General features: G+C 74.1%; 27 protein-coding genes. 15 read left to right on the forward strand and 12 right to left on the reverse strand.

The window, feature by feature from the left end:
- Nucleotides 1-46: 46 nt before the first annotated feature.
- On the forward strand, nucleotides 47-631 hold the full coding sequence (locus HD595_RS25775) for a TetR/AcrR family transcriptional regulator (RefSeq protein WP_253773265.1): 585 nt from the start codon (nucleotides 47-49) through the stop codon (nucleotides 629-631).
- 24 nt (nucleotides 632-655) lie between these two features.
- Here the strand turns inward: HD595_RS25775 and HD595_RS25780 are convergent, their stop codons facing one another.
- On the reverse strand, nucleotides 656-1,801 hold the full coding sequence (locus tag HD595_RS25780; protein ID WP_253773267.1) for an FAD-dependent oxidoreductase: 1,146 nt from the start codon (nucleotides 1,799-1,801) through the stop codon (nucleotides 656-658).
- Nucleotides 1,802-1,857: 56 nt separating this feature from the next.
- On the opposite strand from HD595_RS25780, the gene HD595_RS25785 reads away from it, so the two are divergent.
- On the forward strand, nucleotides 1,858-2,436 hold the full coding sequence (locus tag HD595_RS25785) for a TetR/AcrR family transcriptional regulator (RefSeq protein ID WP_253773269.1): 579 nt from the start codon (nucleotides 1,858-1,860) through the stop codon (nucleotides 2,434-2,436).
- On the opposite strand, the gene HD595_RS25790 is transcribed toward HD595_RS25785, so the two are convergent.
- Nucleotides 2,388-2,921 (reverse strand): NUDIX domain-containing protein, encoded by a 534-nt coding sequence (locus tag HD595_RS25790; protein ID WP_253773271.1) that lies wholly within the window; start codon nucleotides 2,919-2,921, stop codon nucleotides 2,388-2,390. The genes HD595_RS25785 and HD595_RS25790 overlap by 49 nt on opposite strands.
- A 143-nt stretch (nucleotides 2,922-3,064) precedes the next feature.
- On the opposite strand from HD595_RS25790, the gene HD595_RS25795 reads away from it, so the two are divergent.
- The 6 genes from HD595_RS25795 to HD595_RS25820 all read left to right on the forward strand — a co-directional run bounded on the left by HD595_RS25795 (nucleotide 3,065) and on the right by HD595_RS25820 (nucleotide 7,055).
- The gene (locus tag HD595_RS25795; RefSeq protein ID WP_253773273.1) at nucleotides 3,065-3,439 is read left to right on the forward strand and encodes a DUF427 domain-containing protein; all 375 of its coding nucleotides are present in this window, start codon (nucleotides 3,065-3,067) and stop codon (nucleotides 3,437-3,439) included.
- Nucleotides 3,440-3,525: 86 nt separating this feature from the next.
- Nucleotides 3,526-4,122 (forward strand): YdeI/OmpD-associated family protein, encoded by a 597-nt coding sequence (locus tag HD595_RS25800; RefSeq protein ID WP_253773275.1) that lies wholly within the window; start codon nucleotides 3,526-3,528, stop codon nucleotides 4,120-4,122.
- Between the two features lie 57 nt (nucleotides 4,123-4,179).
- Nucleotides 4,180-4,575: a YciI family protein gene (locus tag HD595_RS25805; protein WP_253781314.1), complete on the forward strand. Its 396-nt coding sequence runs from the start codon at nucleotides 4,180-4,182 to the stop codon at nucleotides 4,573-4,575.
- A 60-nt stretch (nucleotides 4,576-4,635) separates the two neighbouring features.
- Nucleotides 4,636-5,880, forward strand: coding sequence for an RNA polymerase sigma factor (locus tag HD595_RS25810; RefSeq protein WP_253773276.1), 1,245 nt, complete (start codon nucleotides 4,636-4,638; stop codon nucleotides 5,878-5,880).
- Between the two features lie 95 nt (nucleotides 5,881-5,975).
- Nucleotides 5,976-6,443, forward strand: coding sequence for a VOC family protein (locus HD595_RS25815; RefSeq protein WP_253773278.1), 468 nt, complete (start codon nucleotides 5,976-5,978; stop codon nucleotides 6,441-6,443).
- Between the two features lie 102 nt (nucleotides 6,444-6,545).
- Nucleotides 6,546-7,055, forward strand: a complete 510-nt coding sequence (locus tag HD595_RS25820) for a type II toxin-antitoxin system Phd/YefM family antitoxin (RefSeq protein WP_253773281.1) — start codon at nucleotides 6,546-6,548, stop codon at nucleotides 7,053-7,055.
- 74 nt (nucleotides 7,056-7,129) lie between these two features.
- Here HD595_RS25820 and HD595_RS25825 read toward each other — a convergent pair whose 3' ends face one another.
- Together HD595_RS25825 and HD595_RS25830 are read right to left on the reverse strand one after the other, a co-directional pair.
- Nucleotides 7,130-8,377, reverse strand: a complete 1,248-nt coding sequence (locus HD595_RS25825) for a serine hydrolase domain-containing protein (RefSeq protein ID WP_253773283.1) — start codon at nucleotides 8,375-8,377, stop codon at nucleotides 7,130-7,132.
- Nucleotides 8,378-8,657: 280 nt separating this feature from the next.
- Nucleotides 8,658-9,551, reverse strand: a complete 894-nt coding sequence (locus tag HD595_RS25830) for a LysR family transcriptional regulator (protein ID WP_253773285.1) — start codon at nucleotides 9,549-9,551, stop codon at nucleotides 8,658-8,660.
- Between the two features lie 68 nt (nucleotides 9,552-9,619).
- Here HD595_RS25830 and HD595_RS25835 point away from each other — a divergent pair, with 68 nt between their 5' ends.
- The 3 genes from HD595_RS25835 (at nucleotide 9,620) to HD595_RS25845 (ending at nucleotide 11,823) form a co-directional block, all read left to right on the forward strand.
- Nucleotides 9,620-9,844: a FitA-like ribbon-helix-helix domain-containing protein gene (locus HD595_RS25835; RefSeq protein ID WP_253773287.1), complete on the forward strand. Its 225-nt coding sequence runs from the start codon at nucleotides 9,620-9,622 to the stop codon at nucleotides 9,842-9,844.
- Nucleotides 9,841-10,257 carry a type II toxin-antitoxin system VapC family toxin gene (locus tag HD595_RS25840; protein WP_253773289.1) on the forward strand — a complete coding sequence of 139 codons (417 nt, stop codon included), beginning with the start codon at nucleotides 9,841-9,843 and terminating at the stop codon, nucleotides 10,255-10,257. Before HD595_RS25835 ends, HD595_RS25840 begins: the two co-directional genes overlap by 4 nt.
- Nucleotides 10,258-10,332: 75 nt before the next feature.
- On the forward strand, nucleotides 10,333-11,823 hold the full coding sequence (locus HD595_RS25845; RefSeq protein ID WP_253773291.1) for an MFS transporter: 1,491 nt from the start codon (nucleotides 10,333-10,335) through the stop codon (nucleotides 11,821-11,823).
- A gap of 49 nt (nucleotides 11,824-11,872) precedes the next feature.
- Here HD595_RS25845 and HD595_RS25850 read toward each other — a convergent pair whose 3' ends face one another.
- Both HD595_RS25850 and HD595_RS25855 read right to left on the reverse strand, forming a co-directional pair.
- The gene (locus tag HD595_RS25850; RefSeq protein ID WP_253773293.1) at nucleotides 11,873-12,580 is read right to left on the reverse strand and encodes a MerR family transcriptional regulator; all 708 of its coding nucleotides are present in this window, start codon (nucleotides 12,578-12,580) and stop codon (nucleotides 11,873-11,875) included.
- 11 nt (nucleotides 12,581-12,591) lie between these two features.
- Nucleotides 12,592-13,479 (reverse strand): alpha/beta fold hydrolase, encoded by an 888-nt coding sequence (locus tag HD595_RS25855; RefSeq protein WP_253773295.1) that lies wholly within the window; start codon nucleotides 13,477-13,479, stop codon nucleotides 12,592-12,594.
- An 81-nt stretch (nucleotides 13,480-13,560) separates the two neighbouring features.
- Here HD595_RS25855 and HD595_RS25860 point away from each other — a divergent pair, with 81 nt between their 5' ends.
- The 3 genes from HD595_RS25860 to HD595_RS25870 all read left to right on the forward strand — a co-directional run bounded on the left by HD595_RS25860 (nucleotide 13,561) and on the right by HD595_RS25870 (nucleotide 15,881).
- The gene (locus HD595_RS25860; protein ID WP_253773297.1) at nucleotides 13,561-14,118 is read left to right on the forward strand and encodes an AAA family ATPase; all 558 of its coding nucleotides are present in this window, start codon (nucleotides 13,561-13,563) and stop codon (nucleotides 14,116-14,118) included.
- Nucleotides 14,119-14,289: 171 nt separating this feature from the next.
- The gene (locus tag HD595_RS25865; protein WP_253773299.1) at nucleotides 14,290-14,769 is read left to right on the forward strand and encodes a DUF4232 domain-containing protein; all 480 of its coding nucleotides are present in this window, start codon (nucleotides 14,290-14,292) and stop codon (nucleotides 14,767-14,769) included.
- 62 nt (nucleotides 14,770-14,831) lie between these two features.
- A complete protein-coding gene (locus HD595_RS25870; RefSeq protein WP_253773301.1) occupies nucleotides 14,832-15,881 on the forward strand; it encodes a slipin family protein in 1,050 nt (349 codons plus the stop codon).
- Here HD595_RS25870 and HD595_RS25875 read toward each other — a convergent pair.
- The gene (locus HD595_RS25875; protein WP_253773303.1) at nucleotides 15,874-16,542 is read right to left on the reverse strand and encodes a VC0807 family protein; all 669 of its coding nucleotides are present in this window, start codon (nucleotides 16,540-16,542) and stop codon (nucleotides 15,874-15,876) included. The genes HD595_RS25870 and HD595_RS25875 overlap by 8 nt on opposite strands.
- A 90-nt stretch (nucleotides 16,543-16,632) precedes the next feature.
- Between HD595_RS25875 and HD595_RS25880 the strand changes: the two genes are divergently transcribed.
- A complete protein-coding gene (locus tag HD595_RS25880; protein ID WP_253773305.1) occupies nucleotides 16,633-17,439 on the forward strand; it encodes a hypothetical protein in 807 nt (268 codons plus the stop codon).
- Between the two features lie 105 nt (nucleotides 17,440-17,544).
- Here the strand turns inward: HD595_RS25880 and HD595_RS25885 are convergent, their stop codons facing one another.
- From HD595_RS25885 to HD595_RS25905, 5 genes are all read right to left on the reverse strand, one after another.
- The gene (locus HD595_RS25885) at nucleotides 17,545-18,501 is read right to left on the reverse strand and encodes a sugar kinase (RefSeq protein ID WP_253773307.1); all 957 of its coding nucleotides are present in this window, start codon (nucleotides 18,499-18,501) and stop codon (nucleotides 17,545-17,547) included.
- Entirely contained in the window at nucleotides 18,501-19,253 is a 753-nt protein-coding gene (locus tag HD595_RS25890) for an IclR family transcriptional regulator (RefSeq protein WP_253773309.1), read from the reverse strand. Before HD595_RS25890 ends, HD595_RS25885 begins: the two co-directional genes overlap by 1 nt.
- Before the next feature lie 57 nt (nucleotides 19,254-19,310).
- Nucleotides 19,311-20,420: a winged helix DNA-binding domain-containing protein gene (locus HD595_RS25895; RefSeq protein ID WP_253773311.1), complete on the reverse strand. Its 1,110-nt coding sequence runs from the start codon at nucleotides 20,418-20,420 to the stop codon at nucleotides 19,311-19,313.
- A 72-nt stretch (nucleotides 20,421-20,492) separates the two neighbouring features.
- Nucleotides 20,493-23,198 (reverse strand): sugar-binding protein, encoded by a 2,706-nt coding sequence (locus HD595_RS25900; protein ID WP_253773314.1) that lies wholly within the window; start codon nucleotides 23,196-23,198, stop codon nucleotides 20,493-20,495.
- Between the two features lie 53 nt (nucleotides 23,199-23,251).
- The gene (locus HD595_RS25905) at nucleotides 23,252-24,067 is read right to left on the reverse strand and encodes a carbohydrate ABC transporter permease (RefSeq protein ID WP_253773315.1); all 816 of its coding nucleotides are present in this window, start codon (nucleotides 24,065-24,067) and stop codon (nucleotides 23,252-23,254) included.
- Between the last annotated feature and the right edge of the window lie 20 nt (nucleotides 24,068-24,087).

A 24,087-nucleotide genomic window follows, 5' to 3' on the forward strand; every position in this document is an offset into this window, starting at 1 on the left:
GGCGCGGTACGTAAACGCAAGTCAGAGCTGCGTTAAGGTGGGAGGCATGGTGGAACAGCAGCGAGCCCGGCGACCCGGCGGGCGCAGCGCCCGCGTCCGCGCGGCGGTGCACCAGGCGGTCACCGACCTGGTCGCCGAACGCGGCTACGGCAGCTTCACCGTCGGCGACGTCGCCGCCCGCGCGGGCGTGGCCGACACGAGCGTCTACCGCCGCTGGGGCACTCTGGAGACGCTGCTCATGGACGTGGCGATCACGCGGCTCACCACGGCCTCTCCCGTCCCCGACACGGGGAGCCTGGAGCAGGACCTGCGGGTCTACGCCGCCGGCGTGGTCCGCGACGTCGCCGGCCCGGACGGGATGGCCGCGCTGCGGCTGGTCATCGCCCTGGCGACGGCGGGGGAGGACGGGGTCAAGGCGCGCGACGCGTTCCTGGCCGAGCGCGGACGCCAACTGCAGGGCATGCTCGACCGCGCCCGGGAGCGGGGCGAGCAGCCGCCGGAGGTCCTGGACATCCTCGACCACCTGCTGGCCCCGGTGTACGTGCGCGGCCTGTTCGGCGTGGGCCCGCTCACCCCTGCCTACGCCGACACGCTGGTCGACCGCCTGCTGGCCCTGCGCCGGGAGCCCTAGGCGTGCGGCCCTGCGCCGACAGCCCTAGGCGTGCCAGAGGGCGGCGAGCTGCCGGGCGGCCAGCCGGGACGGCACCGCCCGCAGCAGCGTGTCGCGCAGCCACGCGCTGATCCCGGTGCGGGACGTCATCCGCGACTGCCGGGCCGCCGCCAGCAGGATGCGGTTGGCGCGCGGGCGACGTTCGGCGTCGTAGCGCAGCAGCCGCTCGGCCGCCTCCGCCGGCCCGGCGCCGCTCAGGTGGCGGGTCAGCGCGGCCGCGTCCTCGAACGCCTGGCTGGAGCCCTGGCCGAGGTCGGGCGACATGGCGTGCGCGGCGTCGCCGAGCAGCGCGATCCGGCCGGCCGCGTACGAGGGGAGGGGCTCGGCCAGGCGGGCGATCGGGTCGACGTGGATGTCGGCGGGCGGCGTGGCCTCGATCAGCGCCGTGACGAGGGGATGCCAGTCGGCCATCAGGGCCAGCATCTGCCGGCGGGCCTCCTCCGCACCGGGCGGCGTACCGCGCAGGAGGGAGTCGGTGAACCAGTACAGGCGGTCGTCGCCGATGGGGAACAGCCCGAACATCGCCCCGTTGCGCCGGTCGACGAGCTGGCTGAGGAGCAGGTCCGGCTCCAGGCCGGGAGGCCGGGGCAGCATGCCGCGCAGGTCCATCCGGCCGGTCCGCCGTAACCCGGGGTGGCCGGGGAAGAGCCGCGCGCGCAGCACGCTGCCGCTGCCGTCGGCCGCGATGACGGCGTCGGCTCGCGCGACGGGCTCGCCGGCGCTGATCACGGTCACGCCGGCGGGGTCGGGGTCCAGGCGCTCGACCGGGGTCGCGGTCCGCACGAGGGCGGCCGGCAGCGGGGCGCGCAGGATCCTGTGCAGCTCCGCGCGGTCGATCATGGCGGGCGTCCCCATCTCCCGCTTCACCTGCGCCATGTCGGTGATCAGCAGCGGCCGTCCATGCCGGTCGCGCAGCCCTCCGTGGGTCGCGTGCATGACCCGCCGGCGGACGTTCTCGCCCAGCTCCAGCGTGTCCAGCGCGCGGAGCCCGTTGGGCATGACCACGATCCCCGTGCCCTTCTCCCTGAGCTCGGCGCCTCGTTCGAAGAGCGTCACCTCGTGGCCCTGGCGATGCAGCCCCACCGCCGCCGCCACTCCTCCGAGCCCGGCTCCGACCACCGCGATCCTCATGGGACCTCCCGCATTCACTACGATCGTACTAGTACGGGTATTGGTAACATGGGCGCATGCCGCCCACGAATCCGGCCCGCCGCCAAGCCCTCGCCGACGCCGCCATCGACCTGCTGGCGTCCTCAGGCGTGCACGGGCTGACCCACCGGGCGGTGGAGAAGGCGGCGGACCTGCCGCCGGGCACGGCCTCCAACTACTTCCGCAGCCGGGAGGCGCTCCTGGTGGCCGCCGCCGAGCGCGTCATCGAGCTGCACCACGCCGACACCGAGCGGGCCCTCGAACGGCCCGCGACGCTGGCCGACATGCTCACGGAGTCGCTGTTCACCGCGGCGACCACCCTGCGCCGCCGCTATCTGGCGATCTTCGAGCTGCAGATGGAGGGCGCCCGCCGGCCGGTGCTCGCCGCCGCGCTGGCGGGCCTGCAGGACGCGGCGATCCGCGTCACGGCCGGGCACCACGACCAGCTCGGCCTCGCCATCCCGCGCGAGCGGATCCCGGCCATGATCACTCTCTACGGGGGCGCGCTGTTCACCCTGGTCAGCGGGCCGCCGGGCAGCGTCACCAGGGACGTCGTACGTGACGTGGTTCAGGTCATCGTGCACGGCTGCACGGGACACTCCGAGCAGCGGCCGTGACCCGCCGGCCCGGCCACGCCGTGGCGGGAGAGCTCCAGCAGCTCCCGGTGTGACCTCTGCATGCCCTCGGGCAGCTCGTCCGGCGGGAACCAGCCCGCCTCCAGCACCTCGAAGCGGTCGATCGTGAGGTCGCCGCCGACGAGGACGGCCTCGTAGGCCACCTCCGCCCGCAGCCGGTAGCCGCTGACCAGCCGCACGAGCCGGCCGACCCGGACGGTCAGGCCGGTCTCCTCGCGGACCTCCCGCACGACGGTGTCCTCGAACGCCTCCGACCTGTTCGCGTAACCGGTGGGGAACCCCCACTGGCGGCCTTCCGGCCACAGCCGGTGCCTGAGGAGGAGCAGGCGGCCCTCGCCGTCCCGGACGATGCCCGTGACGCCGACCATGAACGTGGCGTGCTTCAGCCACATGAGGCGCCACTGCAGGCGTCCTCCCAGCGACCTCCACAGGCGCGCGACCAGCTTCATGGCTCGCCTCTCCTTCACGGCCCCCTCCTTCACGGCTCTCCCCTCCGGACGGCGCGGACCCGCCGCCGGGCCCGCTCGTCCCGGTCCGGCATAGTGGTGAACGGCCGCCTTCCGGCGCCGTCCCCCTTCGCAGCAAGGCTTCCAGAGAACGGAGACGCTCGGTGCCCCGTGACGTCAAGATCCCCGGCCCCGACCACCCGATCACGGTCGCGGCGACCTCCGCCCACGTCGTCGTCCGCGTCGGCGAGCGGGTCGTCGCCGACACCACCCGCCCCCTGGTCCTGTCCGAGGCTGCCTACCCTCCGGTGCACTACGTCCCGATCGAGGACGTCGATCCCGAGCTGATCCGCCGCAGCGACACGCGTACGTACTGCCCGTACAAGGGCGAGGCGTCCTACTACAGCGTCGTCACCCCCGAGGGCGAGGTGGGCGACGCCATCTGGACGTACGAGGAGCCCTACGAGGCGGTCGGCGAGATCAAGGGCCACGTCGCCTTCTACCCCGACCGCGTCCACATCACGATCGACCCGTCCTGAGCGGACGTCGAGGAAGCGCTTCTTCCTCAATGCCTCGTAGCGTTCCCGTCGCAAGGCCCGGCCGCAGGCACGACGAAGGGACCCCCATGCCGCGAGGATCCGCCACCCCGCCCCCGTCCGGCGAGGAGATCATGACGTTCGAGGACGCCGCCCAGTGGGAGGCGTGGCTGGCCGAGCACCACGAGACGCCCGGCGGCGTCTGGCTGCGGATCGCCAAGAAGGGCTCGGGCGAGGTGTCGGTGACGCGGGGCGAGGCCCTCGACGTCGCGCTCTGCTACGGCTGGATCGACAGCCACACCCGGTCGTGCGACGAGGCGTCCTACCTGCAGAGGTTCTCGCCGCGCCGCGCCCGGAGCGTCTGGTCGAAGGTGAACGTGGCCAAGGTCGAGGAGCTCGTCGCCGCCGGGCGCATGCGTCCGCCGGGCCTGGCCGCGGTGCTGGCGGCCCAGGCCGACGGGCGCTGGGAGGCCGCGTACGAGTCGCCGAGGAACGCCACAGTCCCCGAGGACCTGGCCGAGGCGCTGGAGCGGGACGAGCGGGCGAAGGCGTTCTTCGACACCCTCGGCAAGAGCGACCGGTACCTGGTCATCCTGCGGCTCATGACGGCGCGGACACCGCGGACGCGCGCGGCCCGGCTGGGCCGGATGATCGCCGGCCTGGCGGCGGGGGAGAAGGTGCGCTGAGGCGCGGGAAAAAACATCGAGGGGTCGTGTCCATCCGGCCGGGGGCCGTTCGTGGTGATGGTGTGCGGCGGCCCGCCGTACGACGACTCCACCCGAGAGGGGATCACCGTGAAGTACATGCTGCTGATCAACGCCGGCGCCTCCGCCCAGGACGACGACGCCTGCACCGTCGAGGACTGGATGGCCTACGACCAGGCCGTGCGGGAGGCGGGCGTCTGGGTGTCGGGCGAGTCGCTGGCCGACCTGGTGACCGCGACGACCGTGCGGGTGAGCAAGGACGGCAAGCGGAGCGTGACCGACGGGCCGTACGCCGAGACGCGGGAGGTCCTGGGCGGCTTCTACGTGATCGACGTGCCGGACCTCGACGTAGCGCTCGACTGGGCCGCCCGCTGCCCCGGCGCGCGCGGCGGCGGGTCGGTCGTGGTCCGCCCGGTCGCCGACTTCGGCGCGTGAGAGGACGCGGATGCGTGAGGGGCGGGCGATCGCGGATGCGTGAGGGGCGCGTGGTCTCCGATGCGTGAGATCGAGGCGGTCTTCCGGGAGGAGCGCGGCCGGCTGCTGGCCGCGCTCGTCCGCCGCTTCGGCGATCTCGACCTCGCCGAGGAGGTCACCTCGGACGCCGTCGAGGCGGCGCTGAAGCACTGGCCGGTCGAGGGCGTGCCGCCCAAGCCGGGCGCGTGGCTGATGACGACGGCGCGGCGCAAGGCGGTCGACCGGCTCAGGCGCGACCGGGCCCTGGCCGCCAGGCTGGCCATCCTCCAGGTGGAGGCCGAGCGGACCGCGTACGCCCCGCCCGCCGACGCGCACGACGACCTGCGCGACCTGCCGGACGAGCGGCTGCGGCTGTTCTTCACCTGCGCCCACCCCGCGCTGCCCGCCGAGGACCGGGGGGCGCTGATGCTGCGCTGCCTGGCGGGCCTGAGCACGCCGGAGGTGGCGCGGGCCTACCTGGTGCCGGTCGAGACGATGGCCAAGCGGATCGTCCGGGCGAAGAAGAAGATCCGTGAGGCGCGCATCCCGTTCCGCGTGCCCGGAGCCGACGAGCTGCCGGAGCGGCTGCCCGGCGTGCTCCAGGCGATCTACTCGATCTTCACCGAGGGGTACGCGGCCAGCTCCGGTCCCGCCCTGCAACGGCCGGACCTGGCCGAGGAGGCGATCCGGCTGGCGCGGATCCTGCGCCGGCTGCTGCCCGCCGAGCGGGAGGTCGCCGGGCTGCTCGCGCTGTCGCTGCTGGTCCACGCGCGCCGCGACGCCCGTACCGGTCCCGGCGGCGAACCGGTGCTGCTGGACGAGCAGGATCGCGGCCGCTGGGACCGGACCATGATCGAGGAAGGGGCGGCGCTGGTGGTCGTCGCGCTGAGCGGCGGCCCGCCCGGTGTGTACGGCGTGCAGGCGGCGATCGCGGCGCTCCACGACGAGGCGGCCGACCTGGCCACGACCGACTGGCCGCAGGTCGTGGCCCTGTACGACGTGCTGCTGGCGCTGGACCCGTCCCCGGTGGTCGCGCTGAACCGGGCGGCGGCCGTGGCCATGCGCGACGGGCCGGAGGCGGGGCTGGCGCTGCTGGAGGAACTGGCCGGCGAGGCGCGGCTGCGCGGGTACCACCCGTACCTGGCGGCGCGCGCCGACCTGCTGCACCGGCTCGGCCGCCGCTCCGAGGCGGCCGCCGCCTACCGCGCGGCCCTGGAGGCGGCGGGGAGCGAGCCCGAACGCGCACACCTGCGGCGCCGCCTGGCCGCCGCCGAGGAAGGCCGATGAACGGGTGATTCGTCGCGGCGGGCGGGAAGGGAGCGGCCGGTCCGGCGGTTGGTTCAGGCGACACGTTATGGCCATGCTTTGAAGAGGAGCCCCTCATGACCGCCCCCGAAGGCACCCCGTCGCCCGTCCGCCAGCTCCGTCTCGTCGTCGAGGCCGAGGACTACGAGGCCGCGCTCGCGTTCTACCGCGACGTGCTGGGGCTCCCCGAGCAGGCCGCGTTCTCCAGCGACGGGGGCGCCCGGGTCGCGATCCTCGACGCCGGCCGGGCCACCCTGGAGATCGCGAACCCGGCCCAGAAGCGGTACATCGACGAGGTCGAGGTGGGACGGCAGGTGGCGCCCACGATCCGGGTCGCGTTCGAGGTGGACGACGCGCAGGCCACCACGGACCGGCTGGTGGCGGCCGGGGCCGAGCAGGTCGCGCCGCCCACCCTCACCCCGTGGCAGTCCCTGAACGCGCGGCTCGACGCGCCGGCTGACCTGCACATCACGGTCTTCCAGGAGACGCTCAGCCTGGAGGAGCGCGAGGCGCTCGACGGTTTCGGCACCGAGGGCGGCGAGTAACCCCGTCCCCTGGCGGTCGGCCTCGATCGGTAAGGCGGCTTGCAGATTTTCGGTAAGGCGGCTTACGATCTCCGGGTGTCTCCCCATGACCTGGCTCCCTCCGTGACCGCTGACCTCGTCGCCCGGTTCGGCCCGGCCCTCGGAGTCGAGGAGGCCCGGGTCCACTGGGGCCGGTTGACGCGTGCCGCCCAGGACGGCGCCACCACGCTGATCACCCGGGAGCGCTGGGAGTGGGCCGCGCTGATCCCGGTCACCGGGGTGTCCGGGCCGCTGACCGGCCTGGCGGCCCTGCCGCTGTCCACGGCCCGCCGCAAGCTCGGCGACCTCGTACGGCTGGCCACCCTCCCGTACGAGGACGGCCCGCTGCTGCTCACCCGCCACCGCACCCCGGTGGCGGCCCTGGTCGCCGCCCGGACCCTGGCCGGCCAGGACGCCCGCCGGCACCGGCTCGTTCTGGAGGATCTGCTGCCTGACGGCCACACCGTCGTGCTGAGCCGCCTCCAGGGGGTCTTCTCGGCTGTCGTACGGGACCCCGACGGCGCCGCCGTGGCCGAAGGGAGCGGCGAGTCCATCGACGCGGCGCTGCGACGCCTGCGCCGCGCGGGGGAATGACGCCGCAGGGGACAACGCCGCCCGGAGGAGCCACGTGGGGAGGCGCGGACCGCGGTGCCGGCCCGCGCCCCGGCCTACGAGGCGTTCTCGTCACCGCACAGTGCCTGCCGGTGGAAGGCCGCCATCGCGCCGTCGATGGCGTGTGGCTGCGGCTCACCGGAAGAATCCGGCTTGTTCCACCGCGCGAGGTTCACCGCGACGGACATCTGCCGCTTGCCGTCCGCGCTGCTCCACGACGCCGTTCCGGCGCCCCAGACGGAGCCTTCGTGGCCCCAGAAGGTGCCGCAACCCGTGGACATGACCTGCAGGCCCAGACCGTAGTCGATCTTCTCGCCGGTCTGGGAGTAGACCTTGACCGTGCGCTGCATCTGCGCCAGCGACGACGGCTTGACGATCTCGCCGGCGAGCAGCCTGCCGTAGAAGCGGTTGAGATCCTCCATGGTCGAGACCAGGGCGGCACCGGTGCCCACCCAGGACATGTCGTACACGCTGTAGTCGCGCGGCGGGTCGAGCAGGCCGAGCATCGACTCGTACATCCGGGGGTGCGGCCCCTTGATGCGCGGCCCGCTCGGGAACGAGGTGTGCCGGAGCCCGGCGCGCTCGATGACGTTCTCGGTGATGTACTTCTCGGCTGGGGTGCCGGTCACCCGCTCCAGGAGCAGGCCGAGGATGAGGTAGTTGGCGTTGGTGTACGTCCCCGGGGTTTCTCCGGGAGCGCCGGCGGCGGGCGCCTTGAGCGCCATGTCGATCAGCTCCGCCGGGCTGAACCGCCTGAACCGGTTGTCGTCCAGACTCTTGGGCGACATGTCCGACACGGAGGGGAACTTCGCAAGGGACGGGAACGCGTAGGGCAGGTACTCCGGAAGGCCGCTGGTGTGGTTGAGCAGCATCTTCACCGTGATCTTCTTGCCGCGTTCGCCCGGCACCAGCTTCGGCAGGTAGCGGCTGATCGGGTCGTCCAGCCGGATCCGGCCCTTCTCCACCTGCTGCATGACCGCGGCGGCGGTGAACGTCTTGGTGACGCTGCCGACCCGCTGCAGCATGCCGGGCTTGACAGGACGGCCGGTCTCGAGGTCGGCGACCCCGGAGGCACCGCGCCACACCCGCCCGGAATCGCGCACCTCGGCGTACACGCCCGGCACTCCCGCGCGGTGGACCTCGTCCAGCGCGGACTTCAGCGACGCGGGATCGAGAGTGCTCGGCGGGCTCGTGTCGGCGGCCGGCACGACCCCCGTCTCCCCGGCCGCGGGACCCGCTGTCACCATTCCCGCCAAGGCACTCAGCGCGGCCACGCTCGCACAGGTCACCAGCCGAATCCTCACGGCATCCGTCCTTCATGATCAATCACTGCGACGGGACTCCGCCCGCGCGACTCCGACATCGCGTGCCCCCTGATGTACCGACCGGGGACCCTCACGATCGGCAATCATCGCCGGGCCGCCGCCCGGGGGGCGTCCGTCGGGCGAAGTCATCTGCCGCTACCGCCGCGAGAGCTCCGGCCCGCCGGACTACGACGTGAGGAGTAGCCCGCGGGAAGGAACGGATGCCGCGGGGCTTCCCTCGGGCGGGGCGAATTCGTCGGACGGAGGCGAAGGGGAACGGCTAGTTCGGGGTGCCCGCGGCGTACAGCACGTCGCGCAGCCCCGGGAGCGTCGCCTCGCGGTCGGCGTGCCAGACGAGGCGGAGGCTGAGGCCGGGTGCCGGGAACGCGAGCCGCGCGAGCGTGCCCGCCCCCAGCGCGGCCGACACCGCGAACCCCGGCAGCAGCGCGATCCCGAGCCCCTGCTCCGCCCAGGCACGCATCACCTGCACCCCGCCCACCTGGAGCCGTTCCGGACCGGGACCGATCAGCCGGTCGGCGGCCATGAGGAACGAGCAGCTCGGCGCGTTCACCAGCAGCCGCTCGCCCGCCAGGTCGTCCGGGGACACCTCGGACCGGCCGAGCAGCGGATGGCCGGGCGCGGCGACCAGCACGAGAGGCACGGAGTCCACGTCGAGGAACGTCAGCGGCGCGGGCGGCGGCGCGAAGCCCAGGCCGCCGAGGGCCTCGCCCGTGTCGAGGAGCAGCGCCGCCTCCAGCCGTCCGGCGATCACGTCGGCGAGCAGGTCGTCGCGGCTCACGCTGGGCAGCACCTCCACGCGCAGGCCGGGACGCCGCTCCGCCAGCCTGGCCAGGACGCGTGGCACGCAGGCGGCCACGATCGTCTCCAGCGCACCCAGCCGGACGTCCTCCGGCTGCCCGGCCACCTCGCGGCGCGCCTGCTCCGCCTGGTCGAGCAGGCGCCGCGCCCAGCCCTGCAGCCGCCGCCCGGCCCCGGTCAGGACCATCCCCCTCGGCGTCCGGTCGAACAGCGCCACGCCGAGGGACTTCTCCAGGACGCGGATCTGCTCGGAGACGCTGGACGGGGCGAGGTCCAGGGCGTTGGCGGCGTCCGTCACCGTCCGGTGCCGCACGACCGCCTCGAAGGTCCGCAACTGACGCAACTCCACGCCCATGCCAACCAGCCCGGCCGCTGACGGCATTCCGCCGCGCGTGCATGCAACTTGCATGCTAGTGTGGAGGCATGGCGATCATCCAGATCAGAGACGTCCCGGAGTCCACTGAACGGACGCTCAAAGCGCGCGCCGAGCGCGTGGGCAAGTCTCTGGCGGCGTATCTCCGTGACCTCCTGAACGAAGAGGCCGCCCACCCCACGCCCGACGAGGTGATGGCCAAGATCGCCGCCGACGAGCCGGTGCCGTACGACCCCGACTTCGTGCGCGAGACGTTGCGCGAGGGACGCCGGTGAGCCTGGTCGTCGACGCCTCGATCGTGTTCCGCCTGCTGGCGAACGTGAAAGGCGACGATCTGCTCCGCAGGCGGCTGGCCCGCACTGTGCACGCGCCGGCCCTGATCGATGTCGAGATCGCCTCGGTGGTGCGCGGTCATGTGATCACCGGCAAGCCTGAGAAGCGCATCTCCGCCGGGCGGGGCCACCTCATGCTGGACCGGTTCGCCGAGCTCAAGATCGTGCGGCATCCCATGCTGCCGCTCCAGCCCCGGGTGCTGGAACTGCGCCACAGCCTCACCACCTACGACGGGATGTACGTGGCGCTCGCCGAACTGCTGGGCGTGCCGCTGCTCACCGATGACGCGAAGTTCGCCGGCTCGACGGGGCACCGGGCGGAGATCCACCACTACCCGCCGCCCTCCGACGACTAGCGTTCGGAAAATCCGAACGCTGCCTGCGGTCCGGCCGGTGGAGGGAGCGTGGGGGCGGGACCGACAGTGGGCCGCATGACTTCTTCCCCTGCGCTCTCCCTTGAGCTGCCGAGCCGTCGCGGGCGGGCCGCGGCGCTGCTCGGCGTGTCGCTCGGGTACTTCATGGTGCTCCTCGACATGACGGTGCTCTCCGTCGCCGAGCCCGACCTGGCCGCGTCGCTGCGCACCTCGATCGCCGGCCTCCAGTGGGCCACCACCGGCTACACCGTCGTGTTCGGCGCGCTGCTGCTGTCCGGCGGCGCGGTCGCCGACCGTTACGGGGCCGACCGGGTGTTCCGCGCCGGTGTGGCGGTGTTCGCGCTCGGCTCGCTGCTGTCGGCCCTCGCTCCCGGGCTGGGGGTGCTGGTCGGGTTGCGCGCGGTGCTGGGCGCCGCGGGGGCGGCCTGCGTGCCCGCCTCGATGGCCGTCATCGCGCGGCTCTACCCCGACCCCGGCGAGCGGACCCGGGCGGTGGCGGCCTGGGCGGCCATCAGCGGCGCGGCCGTCGCCGCGGGCCCCGTCGCCGGAGGCGCGCTCGTCGACCTGGCCGGATGGCGGGCGATCTTCCTGGTGAACGTGCCGATCGGCGTGCTGGTGCTGGCGCTGACCGCCGGGCGGGGACCGCGGGCGTCCCGCGGCGCCGCGGCTTCCGGCGAGGCGGGACGCCACGGACTCGCGGCTTCCGGCGAAGAGGGACGCCACGGACTCGCGGCTTCCGGCGAAGGGGCCCGGCGAGGGGAGCGGCGGATCGACTGGGCGGCTCAGCTCGCCGCCTGCGCGGTGCTCGCGCTGCTGACCGACGCGCTCATCGCGGCGGGCTCGCGCTCCTGGGCGCACGCCGCCGGAGCAGTGGTGGTGACGGCTCTGGCGGCCCGCGGGTTCGCCGTCCTCGAACGGCGCAGCGACGCCCCCGTGCTGAACCGGGCGCTCCTCGGCAGCGGCGGCGTGCGGGCCGGCCTGGCCGCCGGGGCGGCGGTGAGCTTCATCCTGAACGGCGGCCTGTTCGTGCTGCCGCTGCTGCTCCAGCAGGGCCGCCACCTGAGCGCGGTGGCCAGCGGCCTTGCGTTCCTGCCGCTCACCCTGCCGTTCGTGGTCAACCCGCCGCTGACCGGCCGGATCGTCGCCCGGGTCGGCCCGCGCCCCCCGATCCTGGCCGGGCTGGCGCTGCTCGCCGCGGGCGGCGGCGGGCTGGCGTGGGCGGTCGGCGCCGGCGCCGGGTACGGGTGGCTGGCCGTGGGGCTGCTGCTCACCGGGACCGGGGTCTCGCTCGTGCTGCCCGCACTGGCGGCCGCCGTCATCGCCGCCGCGCCCGCCGGCACGGCCGGCGCGGCCGGAGGGCTGCTCAACGCCGTGCGCCAGACCGGGGCCACGCTCGGGGTCGCCGTCATGGGGGCCTGCGCCGGGCTCGGGACGGTGACCGGCACCGCGCTGTCGCTCGTCGTGGCGGCCGGGCTGTGCGGGCTCGCCGCGGCCTGGTTCGCCCTGCGCAGCGCGCCCCGCAGCTCCCGCGCCGAGGCTTCGCGCTGAAGGTCGGCGTCGCGGTCCCGCGCCGGGTTCCTCGCTGGGGCGACCGTGGCTACGGGGCGGCGACCAGGCTCATCAGCCGCTCCCAGGCCGGGGAGGACGCGGTGAGGTGGGCGTCGAGCAGGGCGCGCGTGCCCGGCCCGACGTCCTCGTGCTCCTGCTGCCGGGCCGCCCACGCCTTCATGTCGGCGGCCAGCCGGACGAGCCGCGGATCGCGGGGGTCCCAGTCGAACGCCTCGTCGCAGGTCAGGTAGAGGCGCATCAGCTCGGCGTCGTCGAAGGAGGCGTTCTTCACGGCGAGCAGCTCGGGAAGCAGCTCCGGCGACTGCGCCGCCATCATGATCCACATGTCGCGCTCGATGCGGATCGTCCGCTCGCTGACGCCGAGGGCGCGCAGCCGTTCGAGGACGGCGACGACCTCCGCGGGCAGGAACAGCCGCTCGCCCCCGACCAGCTCGGCGATGCGCCGCCGCTGCCGGGTCAGGTCACGGATCCGCGCGCGCAGGTCGTCGTCGATGGCGGCGACGGCCTCGGCGAACTCCTCCTGCCCGGCGTGGAGGAGCTCGTCGATGCGGGCCAGCGGCACGCCGGCGTCGGCCATGGTCTTGATCCGGATCAGGTCGACGACCGCGGCGGCGTCGTAGCGGCGGTAGCCGGAGGAGTCACGCTCGGGCTCGGCGAGCAGACCGCAGTGATGGTAGTGACGGACCGCGCGGACCGTCACCCCGGCATGGGCGGCGAGCTGGCCAATGGTGAGCAATGAGAGCCCCTTCAGCACACGCGTTGCCAGAGATCGCGGACGCCCTGGACGACGGCGTCCGGTTCGTCCGTGCAGATCGTACTGTGGCGGGCGTTCTCCAGCACGCGGTGCTCGCCCCCGGGCACCGACGCGGCCAGGGCCTCGCCGAGGCGGACCTTGCCGTCGCTCATCGCGGTCAGGGTCCGCTTCGGCATCATGAGCCTCATCGCGGGATCGACGCCGAGCGCGGTGAACGCGATGAGCGGCCTGCCCGGAACGGGCCCCGCGGCCTTGATCTCGGCGGCCAGCGCTGGCATGTCGCCGCGTTCCTGGGCGCCGGCCCGCTGCGACTCGACGGTGAGGTGGCGGGCCAGCAGCGCCTCGCGGACCTCGCGCGGCCAGGTGGCCAGCATCTTCCTGTACTGGCCGCGCGCGAGGAGGGTGACGAGGCGCAGCATCAGGGTGCCCGGCACCGGCTGGGGCTTCAGGCGCAGGCGCTCGTCGCCCATGTGGACGTCCCAGTCCTCGTTGAACGCGTCGAGGTGGACGACCCCGGCCACCTCGCCGGGGAAGAGCTGGAGGAAGCGCCGCGCGTAGGCGCCGCCGAGGGAGTGCGCCACCAGCACGTACGGTCCCGGCACGTCCGCGGCCCGCAACAGGTCCCGCAGCTCGGTCGCGACGTCGGCGGCGGTGCGGGGCAGCTCGGCCGGGCCGCTCCAGCCCGTGCCGGCGCGGTCGTAGAGGACGGAGGTGGTGAACGCGGAGACGCGCTCATGGATGTTGAGGTAGTCCAGCCCGAAGGCGCTGGCGCCGGGCAGGAACACCACGGCCGGCCCGCCCGCGCCCGAGCGGTGGAGGAACAGCCGGCGGCCGTCGACCTGGTGGAAGTGCCCCAGCGGGGGCTGCTGCGAAGTGCTCATGAGGTGATGGTGCAACCCTGACGCAGGGTCAAGGTCAAGCCGCGGATCCGGCGGGCGTCCGGGCTCACTAGGATCGCGCGCATGGAAGATCGACTCACGGCCGGGCAGGGTCCGCTGTGCCTTCTCACGGGCGCGCCGGGCGCGGGCAAGACGTACCTGATGCCGTACCTGCTGGGCGCGGCCGGCGGACTGGTCGTCATGGACATGGACGAGATCCTGGAGGACGGCGCGCTGCTCGGCGTGCCTGTCGCCGAGCCGGAGGCCGCCCCGGTGTGGCCCGCCTACGACCGGCTGTGGGGGCGGATCGTCACCATGGTGCGCCGGGTCGGGCATCCCGTGCTGCTGCTCTGCCCCGTTCCGGACGCGGAGGAGCTGGCGCCGGGCGCGAGGTGGGACGGGCCGCTCCGGTGGGCGCTGCTGGACTGCCCCGACGACGTCCGGCGGCGACGGCTGGAGGCGCGCGGCTACGGGGAGGAGGAGATCGAGGACGCGCTGGCCGACGCCCGGCAGGGGCGCGCGCTGATTCCGGAGACGTTCGGGTCCGGAGGCTCGCGCGACGGGGGAGCGGCCGGGGACCCCGCCGCGCTGGCGGGCCGCGTGCTGGCCTGGGCGCGAGGTGAGGACGTGACGCCGAGGTGATGGCTCATGCCGCCACCAAGCTGACGGCGCATGACGCCGAGGTGGCGGCGCATCAGGTGGCTCAAGGGTGTCATGTCCGTTAGCTGGGGTTCCGTGGGGTATCGGCGGCGTTGGGTGGGCTTGGAGGGGGCATAAGTGAGATTGATGAGGAAGCTGGGGATTGTCGGGATCGTGGGCTTGGGCCTGCTGGTGGCAGGCACCGCCTTCGCCCAGACACGTCCGGTCCCCCCGGTCGTGTCCCGGAAGCCCGTGCCGGCGCGTCCGGTCGCTTCCGACACGTGCTCCTCCGGCGACCTGGAGCTCCGCTTCGGCCGGATCGACCCAGGCGCGGGCAACCGGTACGTCCCGCTGACCTTCACCAACATCTCCGGCGCCCCTTGTGTCGTGTCCGGCCATCCCGGCGTCGCCCTGCTCGACGCGGACGGCGCGGCGCTCGCGGTGACCGTGCGGCACGTGGACGGGCCCGGCGCGGTGGCGACGCTGAAGACCGGCGGGAGCGCGCGGTCCGTCCTGCACTGGACGGTCGTGGAGCCCGGCTGCGTCAGCCCGGCCGGACTGCGCGCCACGCCCCCGGACGGGGGGACGGGCGTGACGCTCCCGCTCCCCGAGGGCAGGGTGTGCGGCGGCGTGGACGTCACCCCGATCGGCTGACGTCGGCTCCCCTCCCATGGAGGTCCTCAGGGACCTAGGCTCGACATGGAAGGGATGCCGTCATGGACATCAACATCATTCTCACCGTGATCGCCTTCTTCGTCATCCTGGTGGTCCTCAGCAGCCTGCGGGTGGTCAACCAGGTCGAACGGGGCATCATCTTCCGCTTCGGCCGGGCCCAGAAGGAGATCCGGCAACCCGGGCTGACGGTGCTCATCCCGTTCGCGGACCGGATGAAGAAGGTCAACATCCAGATCGTCACGATGCCCGTGCCCACGCAGGAGGGCATCACCCGTGACAACGTCTCCGTCCGCGTGGACGCGGTCGCCTACTTCCGGGTCAAGGACCCGATGCGGGCGGCCATCGAGGTGCAGGACTACGTGCACGCGGTGGAGCAGGTGGCGCAGACCTCGCTGCGGTCGATCATCGGCAAGAGCGAGCTGGACGACCTGCTCACCAACCGCGAGGAGCTGAACCGCGGCCTCGCCCTGATGATCGACAGCCCCGCGCTCGGCTGGGGCATCCACATCGACCGGGTCGAGATCAAGGACGTCCAGCTCCCGGACACCATGAAGCGCTCCATGTCGCGCCAGGCCGAGGCCGAGCGCGAGCGGCGGGCGCGGGTGATCGTCGCGGACGGCGAGCTGCGGGCCGCCCAGAAGCTCGCCGACGCCTCCGGCATCATGTCGCAGACGCCGGGCGCGTTGCAGCTTCGCCTGCTGCAGACCGTGGTGGAGGTCGCCGCCGAGAAGAACTCCACTCTGATCATGCCGCTGCCGGTCGAGCTGCTGCGCTTCTTCGACCGGGCCGCGCAGGCCGCCCCCCAGGCCGCCGAACAGACGGCCGAACAGGGCGGGGAAGCGCCGGCGGCGGAAGGGCCGTCCGGGCCCGGGGAGCTCGAAGGGGGCGATCAGCCGAGCCTGGAGCAGGCGCCCGCCGAGGAGACGCCCGCGCTGACGGAGGCCGTCACACGAGAGGCCGTCGCACAGGAGACCGCCGCACGCGAGAAGGCCGTCGCACAGGAAACCGCCGCACGCGAGAAGGCCGTCGTGCCGGAGCCCGCGGCCTCGGAGTCGCGCGACGCGCACCCGAACGGCCACCCGCTCACGTGACGCCCTCCTGCGGGGCGGCGAACGCCGCCGGGTTGTTGCGGGCCGCCGCGGCACGGCTGCGGCGCCCGTAGGCGATGGTCCAGGTGACCAGCGCGGCGGTGACGGCGATCGGCAGCACCGTGGAGATCGTGACCATCGCCGCGGTGGACAGCACGTACGACAGGGCGAAGCGGACGACCGCCTCGGCCAGGTAGACGACGCCCCAGACGACGGTGAGGATCCGCTGCACCCGGCGGAAGCCCGCGTACTGCCAGAGATCGTTCCACCGGGCCAGCCCCTCGTCGGTGCCGTCCGTGCCGAACTTGCGGCCGAAGTAGAACATCAGGGGCCGGGGCGTCAGCAGGGAGCCGAGCAGCACCAGCCCGAACAGCCCGGTCACCGCGGACTCCTTGACCAGCGCCAGCCGCTCGTCCTGGAACACCAGCGAGCCGAGCACGCCGAGGCCGACGACGATCAGCGCGAGCACGCCGAAGTCGTCGAGGCGGCGCCGGATCAGCAGGATGCCGAGCACCTCGACGGCCGGCCAGACCGCCGAGACGGCCAGCGCCGCGACGTCGGACATGCCGCGGTCGGTCAGCAGCGTGTACGTCAGCCAGGGCAGGACGACGTTGAACGCGATCGTCGGGCCCCAGTTCAGGGCAACGGCCCGTAACTTCGCCAACGGACCCTCCTCATTCCGTCGAAACAAGATCACGTTCTTGATGTGTCGAATAGACTCACGAACGTGAAACAAAACGTATCACCGCCTCGCTTGACCGCAAGACCCTCCCGGGGACGTTCGGTCTCGCTGGTGCCGTTCCTGTTCGGGGCGGCGGGCCGGGAGGAGCTGTCCGGCACGACGCTGACCAGGCTGCTGGGTGACCTCGGCCTGACCGAGGCCGCGGCCCGCGCGCTCATCGCCCGCATGCGCAAGGAGGGTTACCTGACCGGCGAGCGGCGCGGCGGCGGCACGCGCTACCGGATGGCCGGCGACCTGGCCGCCGGCTTCGTCCGGATCCGGCAGGGCTCCGCGGCCGCCGTCCCGGAGTGGGACGGGCGCTTCCACGCGCTGCTCTACCAGGTGCCGGAGGGACAGCGCGCCTACCGCGACGCGCTGCGCCGGGCCGCGCTGCTCACCGGGTACGGGCTGCTCCAGCAGGGGGTGCTGATCGCGGTCACCGACCGCTCCGCCGGGCTCGGGTCGCTGCTCACCCCGCCGGAGGGGGTGCGGCTGCACCGGGCCACGCTCGCCATGGAAGCGGACGAGGCCGCCCGCGCCGCGTACGACGCCTGGGGTCTCGGGGCGCTCAGCGACCTGTACGACCGGCAGGCCGAGGTCCTGGAGGCGGCGGTGCGCTCGGCGCCCGACCGGCCCGCGGCCGACGCGGAGGCGCTGCGGACGTTGAGCCGCCTGCTGGGCAGGACCATGGTCGACACCCTGCGCGCGCCCCAGCTACCGGAGCCGCTGCGACCGGCCGGGTGGTCACTGCCCCGGCTGCAGGCCGCGATCGCTCAGGTCATGCGGGTCTACGGCCCGCCGGCGGTCGCGTACGTACACCGGGTCCTCGGCGACGAGTGACGAGCGCCGGAGTGCCGAGCGGCGAGCGCCGAGCGGCAAGCGGCGAGTGACCAGTGGCGAGCGGCGAGCGGCGAGCGACGCGCGGGGAAGGCCCGGCCAGGGCGGCTACCTGCTGACGCCGTCCGCCGCGCGCCGCTGCACCAGGTGCAGGTCGGCGGAGCGGGGCAGGCTCTCCCAGTCGCCCTGCGAGGTGACCGCGAACGCGCCCGCCGCGCAGGCCGTGCGCAGCCGTTCGTCCGGGTCGCAGCCCGACAGCCACCCGGCTAGCCAGCCCGCCGCGAACGCGTCGCCCGCCCCGACGGGGTCCACCTCCGTCACCCGGTACGGCTCCGCGTGCCGTACGACGTCGCCGGACAGCTCCAGGGCGCCCGCCGAGCCCGCCTTGACCAGCACGTGCCGTGGGCCGAGCGCGGCCAGGGCGCGGGCCAGGTCGGCGGGCTCCTCGACGTCGGCGATCAGCCGGCCCTCGGGGCCGGTCACGAACAGCGCGTCCACGTCCGCGACCGCCTCGCGCAGCCACGCCCCGGCCTCGGCGGGCGACCAGAGCGCGGCCCGGTAGTTGACGTCGAGCGACACCAGCACGCCCGCCGCGCGGGCCAGCGTCATCGCGTGCCGGACGGCCTCGCGGGCGGAGGCAGACAGGGCGGGCGTGATGGCGGAGACGTGCAGGACGCGGGCCCCCGTGACGAGCTCCGGGTCCAGGTCGCCGGGCGTCAGGCGGGAGCCGGCGCTGCCCGCGCGGTAGTAGCGGACGTCGACCAGCTCGGCCGTGCGCCTGCCCTTGATCATCAGCCCGGTCGGTGCGGCGGGATCGGTGATGACGCGGGCGTCCACGCCCTCGCCCAGCAGCGTGGCGCGGATCAGGTCGCCGAACTCGTCCGCGCCCACCCGGCCGACCCAGGTCGCCCGGTGCCCGAGCCGGGAGACGCCGATCGCGACGTTGGACTCCGCCCCGCCCATGCCGAGGTCGAAGTCGCGGGCGAAGCGGAGGGGGCCGGTGCGGCGGGCGGTGAACAGCGCCATGCTCTCGCCGAACGTCACCAGGTCGGTCGGTGTGGTCATCAGGTCGTCGCACCCAGCTTTCCGGAGATCCGTGCCGCCGCGGCGGCCACCCGCGGGCCCAGCTCGCGCACCCGCGCGGCGGTGACGCGCGAGGTGAGCCCGGAGACCGAGATGGCGGCGACCACGGTCCCGGTGTGGTTGAAGACGGGCGCGCCGACGCAGCGCACCTCGGGCTCGTTCTCGCGGTCGTCCACCGCGTAGCCGCGCCGCCGGACGCCGGCCAGCTCGCGCCGCAGCCGGTCGGGGTCGGTGATGGTGTGCCGGGTACGGGCCTCCAGCTCCAGCCCCTCGACCGGGTCGCCGGGCTGGAACGCCAGGATCGCCTTGCCCACGGCCGTGCAGTGCGCGGGCCCGCGGCTGCCGATGCGCGAGGCCATGCGGACGTTCGTCTCGTTCTCCACCTTGTCGACGTAGACGACGTGCGGCGGGTCGGGGACGGCGAGGTGGACGGTCTCCCGCGCCTCGGTCATCAGCCGGTGCGACTCCTCGGCGGCCACGGCGCGCAGGTCGAGCGTGGCGAGGTACGCCTGGCCGAGGCGGAGCGTGCCGTGGCCGAGCCGGTAGACGCCGCTCCGGTGGTCGCGTTCGAGCAGCCGGGCCTCGATGAGCGGCGCGGTCAGCCGCAGCACGGTGCTCTTGGACAGGCCCACGCCCTCCGCGAGCCGGGTCAGCGTGAGGCCGCTGTTGTCGCGGACGTGGTCGAGCACGGCCAGCGCCCGGCGCAGCGAGGTCGACTGGTTCCGCTCCGGCACGCCGCCACCCTACGGTCAGTGCCGCCCGGAGTTCAGCACATGCAGCACATCGTTGTGCTATGCAGAACGGATGGAGGGTCCGTCGAGGACCGCGACCCGGTGCGCGTCACCCGGCGCCAGGAACTCCAGCAGCCGCCGCGCCTCCGCCTCCGCCTCGTCCAGGCGGGCGGTCGGCTCCCACCGGTGCAGGGTGAGCGTGGTGACGCCCCTGGCCCGGGAGACGGTCCAGTCGCCGGCCGCGAAGCCGTCCACCAGGATGAGGCGCGGCACCACGTTCGTCCCCGTGAACGCGCCGAGCGCGGCCCGGCCCCGTTCGGTGATCACGCGCGTGCGGTCGGCGTGCGACAGGAACAGGTTGTCGAAGTCGTACATGAGGCGGACCGGCGCCGGGACGTCCTCGCCCGGCCGGGTCGCGTCCGGCAGGTCGTAATACGTGCGGCCGTCCTCGTCGCGGAAGCGCACCAGGTCCAGCCCCTCCACGACCTCGGCCAGCCGGGTCAGCCCCGACCAGGTCTGCGCGTCCTTCACCGTCGCCGGGCCGAACGCCGCGAGGTAGCGCGTCACCAGCTCGGCGGCCGTCATCGCGGGCACCTCCGGGCCGCCCAGCCACGTGTCGGCCGGGGCGTGCGCGACCGGGCCGCTGCGGCCCCACAGCCCGCGCGGCGGCACCTGCGCCAGCGGCACGAGCCAGCGCACGCCCTGCCCGAGCGCGTTCGGGTCGTTGTCCGGCCACCGCTCGGCCAGCGCGCGGCCCAGCTCGGCGAACGTCATCGGCCCCTCGCTCAGCAGTGCCCGGCCGGTCGCGGCCAGCTCGTCGAGGTCCACGCCCGCGAGGCGCCGCCCGAACGCCGAGCGGGTCATCCGCTCCGTGACCACCTGGAGGAGGGGCCGCATCGCCAGGCAGTCGCGCGCGCTCACCAGGTGGATCGTCGAGCGCTGCAACGCGACGCGCACCAGGGCCCGCGACTCCAGCAGCCCGGAGGCCACGGCCGGGTCGAAGTCCTCGACGCGGTTCCACAGGCCGGTGTACCAGGTGTGCGGGGTCTGCGCCTGGAGGCCGCCGAGGCGCTCCACCACGTCCACCACCGGCAGGGCGGCGCGGCGCAGCAGGAGCTGCCGGTCGAGGGTGGCCCGGTTGAGGGCGCGGCGGCTGATCAGGGGGTCCATGCCGGCAAAGGTAGAGGCCATCGCGGAAGATCTGCTTCCGCGATGGCCTCCGATGGTGCCCGGGGGAGCCGGTCAGCGGACGGCGGCTCGCGACGCCGTCGTCCCGCCGCCCGGAGCCAGCCACCCGGCCACGACCGCCGGGTCGGCGCCGAGCGCCCGCGTGACCGGCACGCTCACCGTCGTGACGCCCTTGCCGCCGACCTTGACGACGCGGCTGCCCGCCGTGCCCTGGCCGTCGCGGACGAACAGGTGCGCCTCACCGGGACCGGCCGCCCGCAGCGTCACCTTGACCGCCGCCTGGCCGCCCGTGGCGGAGGTGACCCCGCCGCTCTCCGACGCCTTCGCCGCCGGGCCGCCCGCCAGCGGGAGCCCGAGCCGCACCGCCTGCTCCAGCGACTGCGGCGAGTCCAGGCTCGACAGGCCGGTGGCCGGGATCACCGGGTCCGGCGGCGTGGTGGGCCGGCCCGCCGGCGGCTGGTAACCGGGCAGCGTCGCGACGCCCCACCGGTACGGGTCGCCCTGCACGCCGCCCCACGTCGACCAGCCGATCCGGGTCTGGCCGGTCTTGTCCTGGGTGTCGGAGTCGTACACGAGGATGTTCAGCCCGAGGTGGGCGGGATCGACCGCGCCCGGGAGCTGCTCCATCGGGATCGCCAGCTCCACCGCGTACGCGCCGGACGACACCTTGGACGCGATCCGCACGCCCGTGGCGGCCCCCTGGTGGTTGTCCGCGTCGCGCAGCGCGCACGGCGGCCCCTCGGCGGTGACCGGCAGCACGGCCGTCTTGAACGTCGTGGAGGTGTTCTCCGACGTGCCGCGCGGGTCGATCGTCACCTCCACCGCGTCGGTACGCCAGTGCCGCTTGCAGTCGGAGGCGGCCAGCCGGGTGCCGAGCACGTCGTCCTTGACCTGGACGAGCAGGTAGAGGGTGTCGTCGTGCCAGGTCACCTTGGCCGTGCCCGAGCAGTCGGCCGCCGACGCGCAGGCGGTGCCCTCCCACAGGCGCGAGATGTCCAGGGCCGGTCCGGCGTACTCGCCGTCGCCCTCCGCGCCGTCCACGGCGGGCGCCGCGGCGGCCTTCGGGATGACCGCCGTGGGGACGAGCTCCAGGGCCGGCTTGCTCACGCTGGAGCCGTCGCCGCTGGTCGTGGTGATGGTGTAGGCGTAGTCGCCGCCCTCGTTGGACGTCTTGAGCGAGGTGTCGGTGTTGGTGACGGTGAACGTGACCGTCGCCGACGCCCCGGCGGCGAGCCCGCTGTAGGGCGCCTCGGCCCGGTCGGCGGTGAAGCCCTTGGGCAGGTCCAGGCGCACGGTGCCGGACTGCGTCGTGGCGCTCACGTTGGTGACGACCACGCCGACCTGGCGCGAGCCGCCGGACGGCAGCGTGAGCACGGGCGTGACCAGGCCGCGAAGCTGCGGCACGCCGACCTCGGCGGACCACTTCTCGTACTGGCCGACCTGCGGCAGGAGCTGCTGCGTCCCGCGCACGGCCGGGCTGACCTCGACCTGCCGGTCGGTGTAGCCGGAACCGCGCTCGGTCGTGAGCGCCGCGGCGAGCCGCGCCCGCTCGCCGGGAGCCGCGCCCTGCGGCGGGGTCACGGTGAACGTGGCCGTCCCGGTGCGTCCGGGCGCGAGCCGGCCCAGGTCGCCGGAGCCGGTGACCTGCCAGCCGTCGGGCACGCGCAGCGCCGCCGACGAGCGGCCCAGCGGCTCGCGGGGCGGCGCGGTCGCGGTCACCTTGACGCTGAACGCGGTGCCCGGGCGCACGTCGAACGTGGCGGGCCGCACCGTGAGCTGCGTGCCCAGCGGCACCGCGCCGTCGGCCCGGACGAGGGCGCCGTCCAGGACGGCCGTGGGCGCGGCGGCCGCCGCGCTGCCCGGCTCGGGGAAGGGCACCCGCGCGTCCACCTGGGTGAAGAAGTCGCAGCCGAGCTGGGCCGGGTCGGTGGGCACGTCGCCGAAGACGGCCCAGCCCTGTGAGGCGTAGGCGCGCTGGGCCTCGCGCTCGATCGCCGCCCACGTCCGGCCGCCCTGCCGCGCCGAGGGCCGCCCGCTCCAGACGCCGTAGACGTTCTGCGCCGGGTTGGCGGGCCGGAAGGTGGCCGCGCAGTCGGGGCCGGTGCGCGAGGTGCCGCGCGCGCCGCCCTGCAGCAGCCGGGACGGCGCGAACGGCCGCAACCCCTCACGGGTGATCTGCTCGGGGTAGGCCGCCGGGTCGGCCGCGGCGTAGAACGCCTGCACGGCCAGGCGGGCGGCCTGCTGGTGGTTGCCGTGGTTACCGGGGGAGGGCGCCGGGTCCATGGTCAGCAGCACCTCGGGCCGGGTCTGCCGGACGATCCGGACGACCTTCTCCAGCGTGTCGCCGCCCCAGATCTGGTCGGTCAGCGGCGCGCTGACCGTGTAGTAGAAGTCGACGTCGTCGAGGTTGAAGACGTCGCGGACGCCGGCCTTGCCGACGGCCGTGCGCTCCTCGGCCTCGCGGATCAGGCCGAGCGCGGGGCCCTCCTCGGGGCCGACGGCGTTGCCGCCGCCCTCGCCGCGGGTGACGGTGACGACGCCGGTGCGGATCCGGTGGTCCTCGTTCCACTGACCGAGCGTCGAGAGCGTGAACGCCTCGTCGTCGGGGTGGGCGCCGACGAACAGCACGTCGAGGTCGGCGGGCGAGGTCGAGGTCGAGACCGGGGTCGAGACCGGGCTCGTCGCCGGGGTGGTGGCCGAGGCCGGGGCGGGGAGCGCGGGCAGGGCCGCGAGGGCGAGCGAGGCCGCCGCGGCGGCCACCGCCCATCTCCGCGACGTGGGGGGTGAGGGTCTGCGCATGAAACCTCCGGTGATTACTCGCGGACCGCGCCCTGGAGCAGCCCGCGGACGAAGTGACGCTGGAGGAACAGGTAGAAGACCACGACCGGGGTGGCCACGATGACCGACCCGGCCGCGAGGAGCGTGAAACCCGAGGTGTACTGGCCCTGGAAGAAGGCCAGGCCGAGCGGCGCGGTCCGCAGCGACTCGCTGGTCACCATGATCAGCGGGATGAGGAACTCGTTCCACGTCCACATGAAGACCAGCACGGTGAGCGTGACGATCGCGGGCCGGGCCGGCGGCACCAGCACCTGCCACAGCGTGCGCCACGTCGAGGCGCCGTCGATGCGGGCGGCCTCGACGATGGCCCGGCTGCTCGCCCGGAAGTAGGCCCGCATCCAGAACGTGCCGAACGCCACCGACAGCGCCACCTGCGGCAGCGCGACCGACCAGAACGTGTCGATGAGGCCGAGCGTGCGCAGGTCGAAGTAGAGCGGCACCGCGATGGCCTCGCTCGGCATCATGATCCCGAGCATGAACAGGTAGAACAGCACGGTGTGGCCGCGGAAGCGCATGGTGCCGAACGCGTACCCGCTCATGATCGACAGCACGACGCTGACCACGACGACGAACGACGACACGGCCAGACTGCTGCGCAGGTACGTGCCGAAGTGTCCCGCCTCCCAGGCCGCCGCGAAGTTGCCCAGGTGCGGCCCCCACGCCTGCCCGGCCGGGCCGGCGTCGTCGGGGCCGAGCGCGGCGCCGAGGATGGTCACGACGGGGAAGAGCGCGAACGCGGCGAACGCCGACAGGATGACGTAGTTCGCCACCCGCTCCGCACGGGAGATCACGACATCCTCCTCTGGGACCG

The sequence above is a fragment of the Nonomuraea roseoviolacea subsp. carminata genome (assembly GCF_024172185.1).
GTDB lineage: Bacteria > Actinomycetota > Actinomycetes > Streptosporangiales > Streptosporangiaceae > Nonomuraea > Nonomuraea roseoviolacea.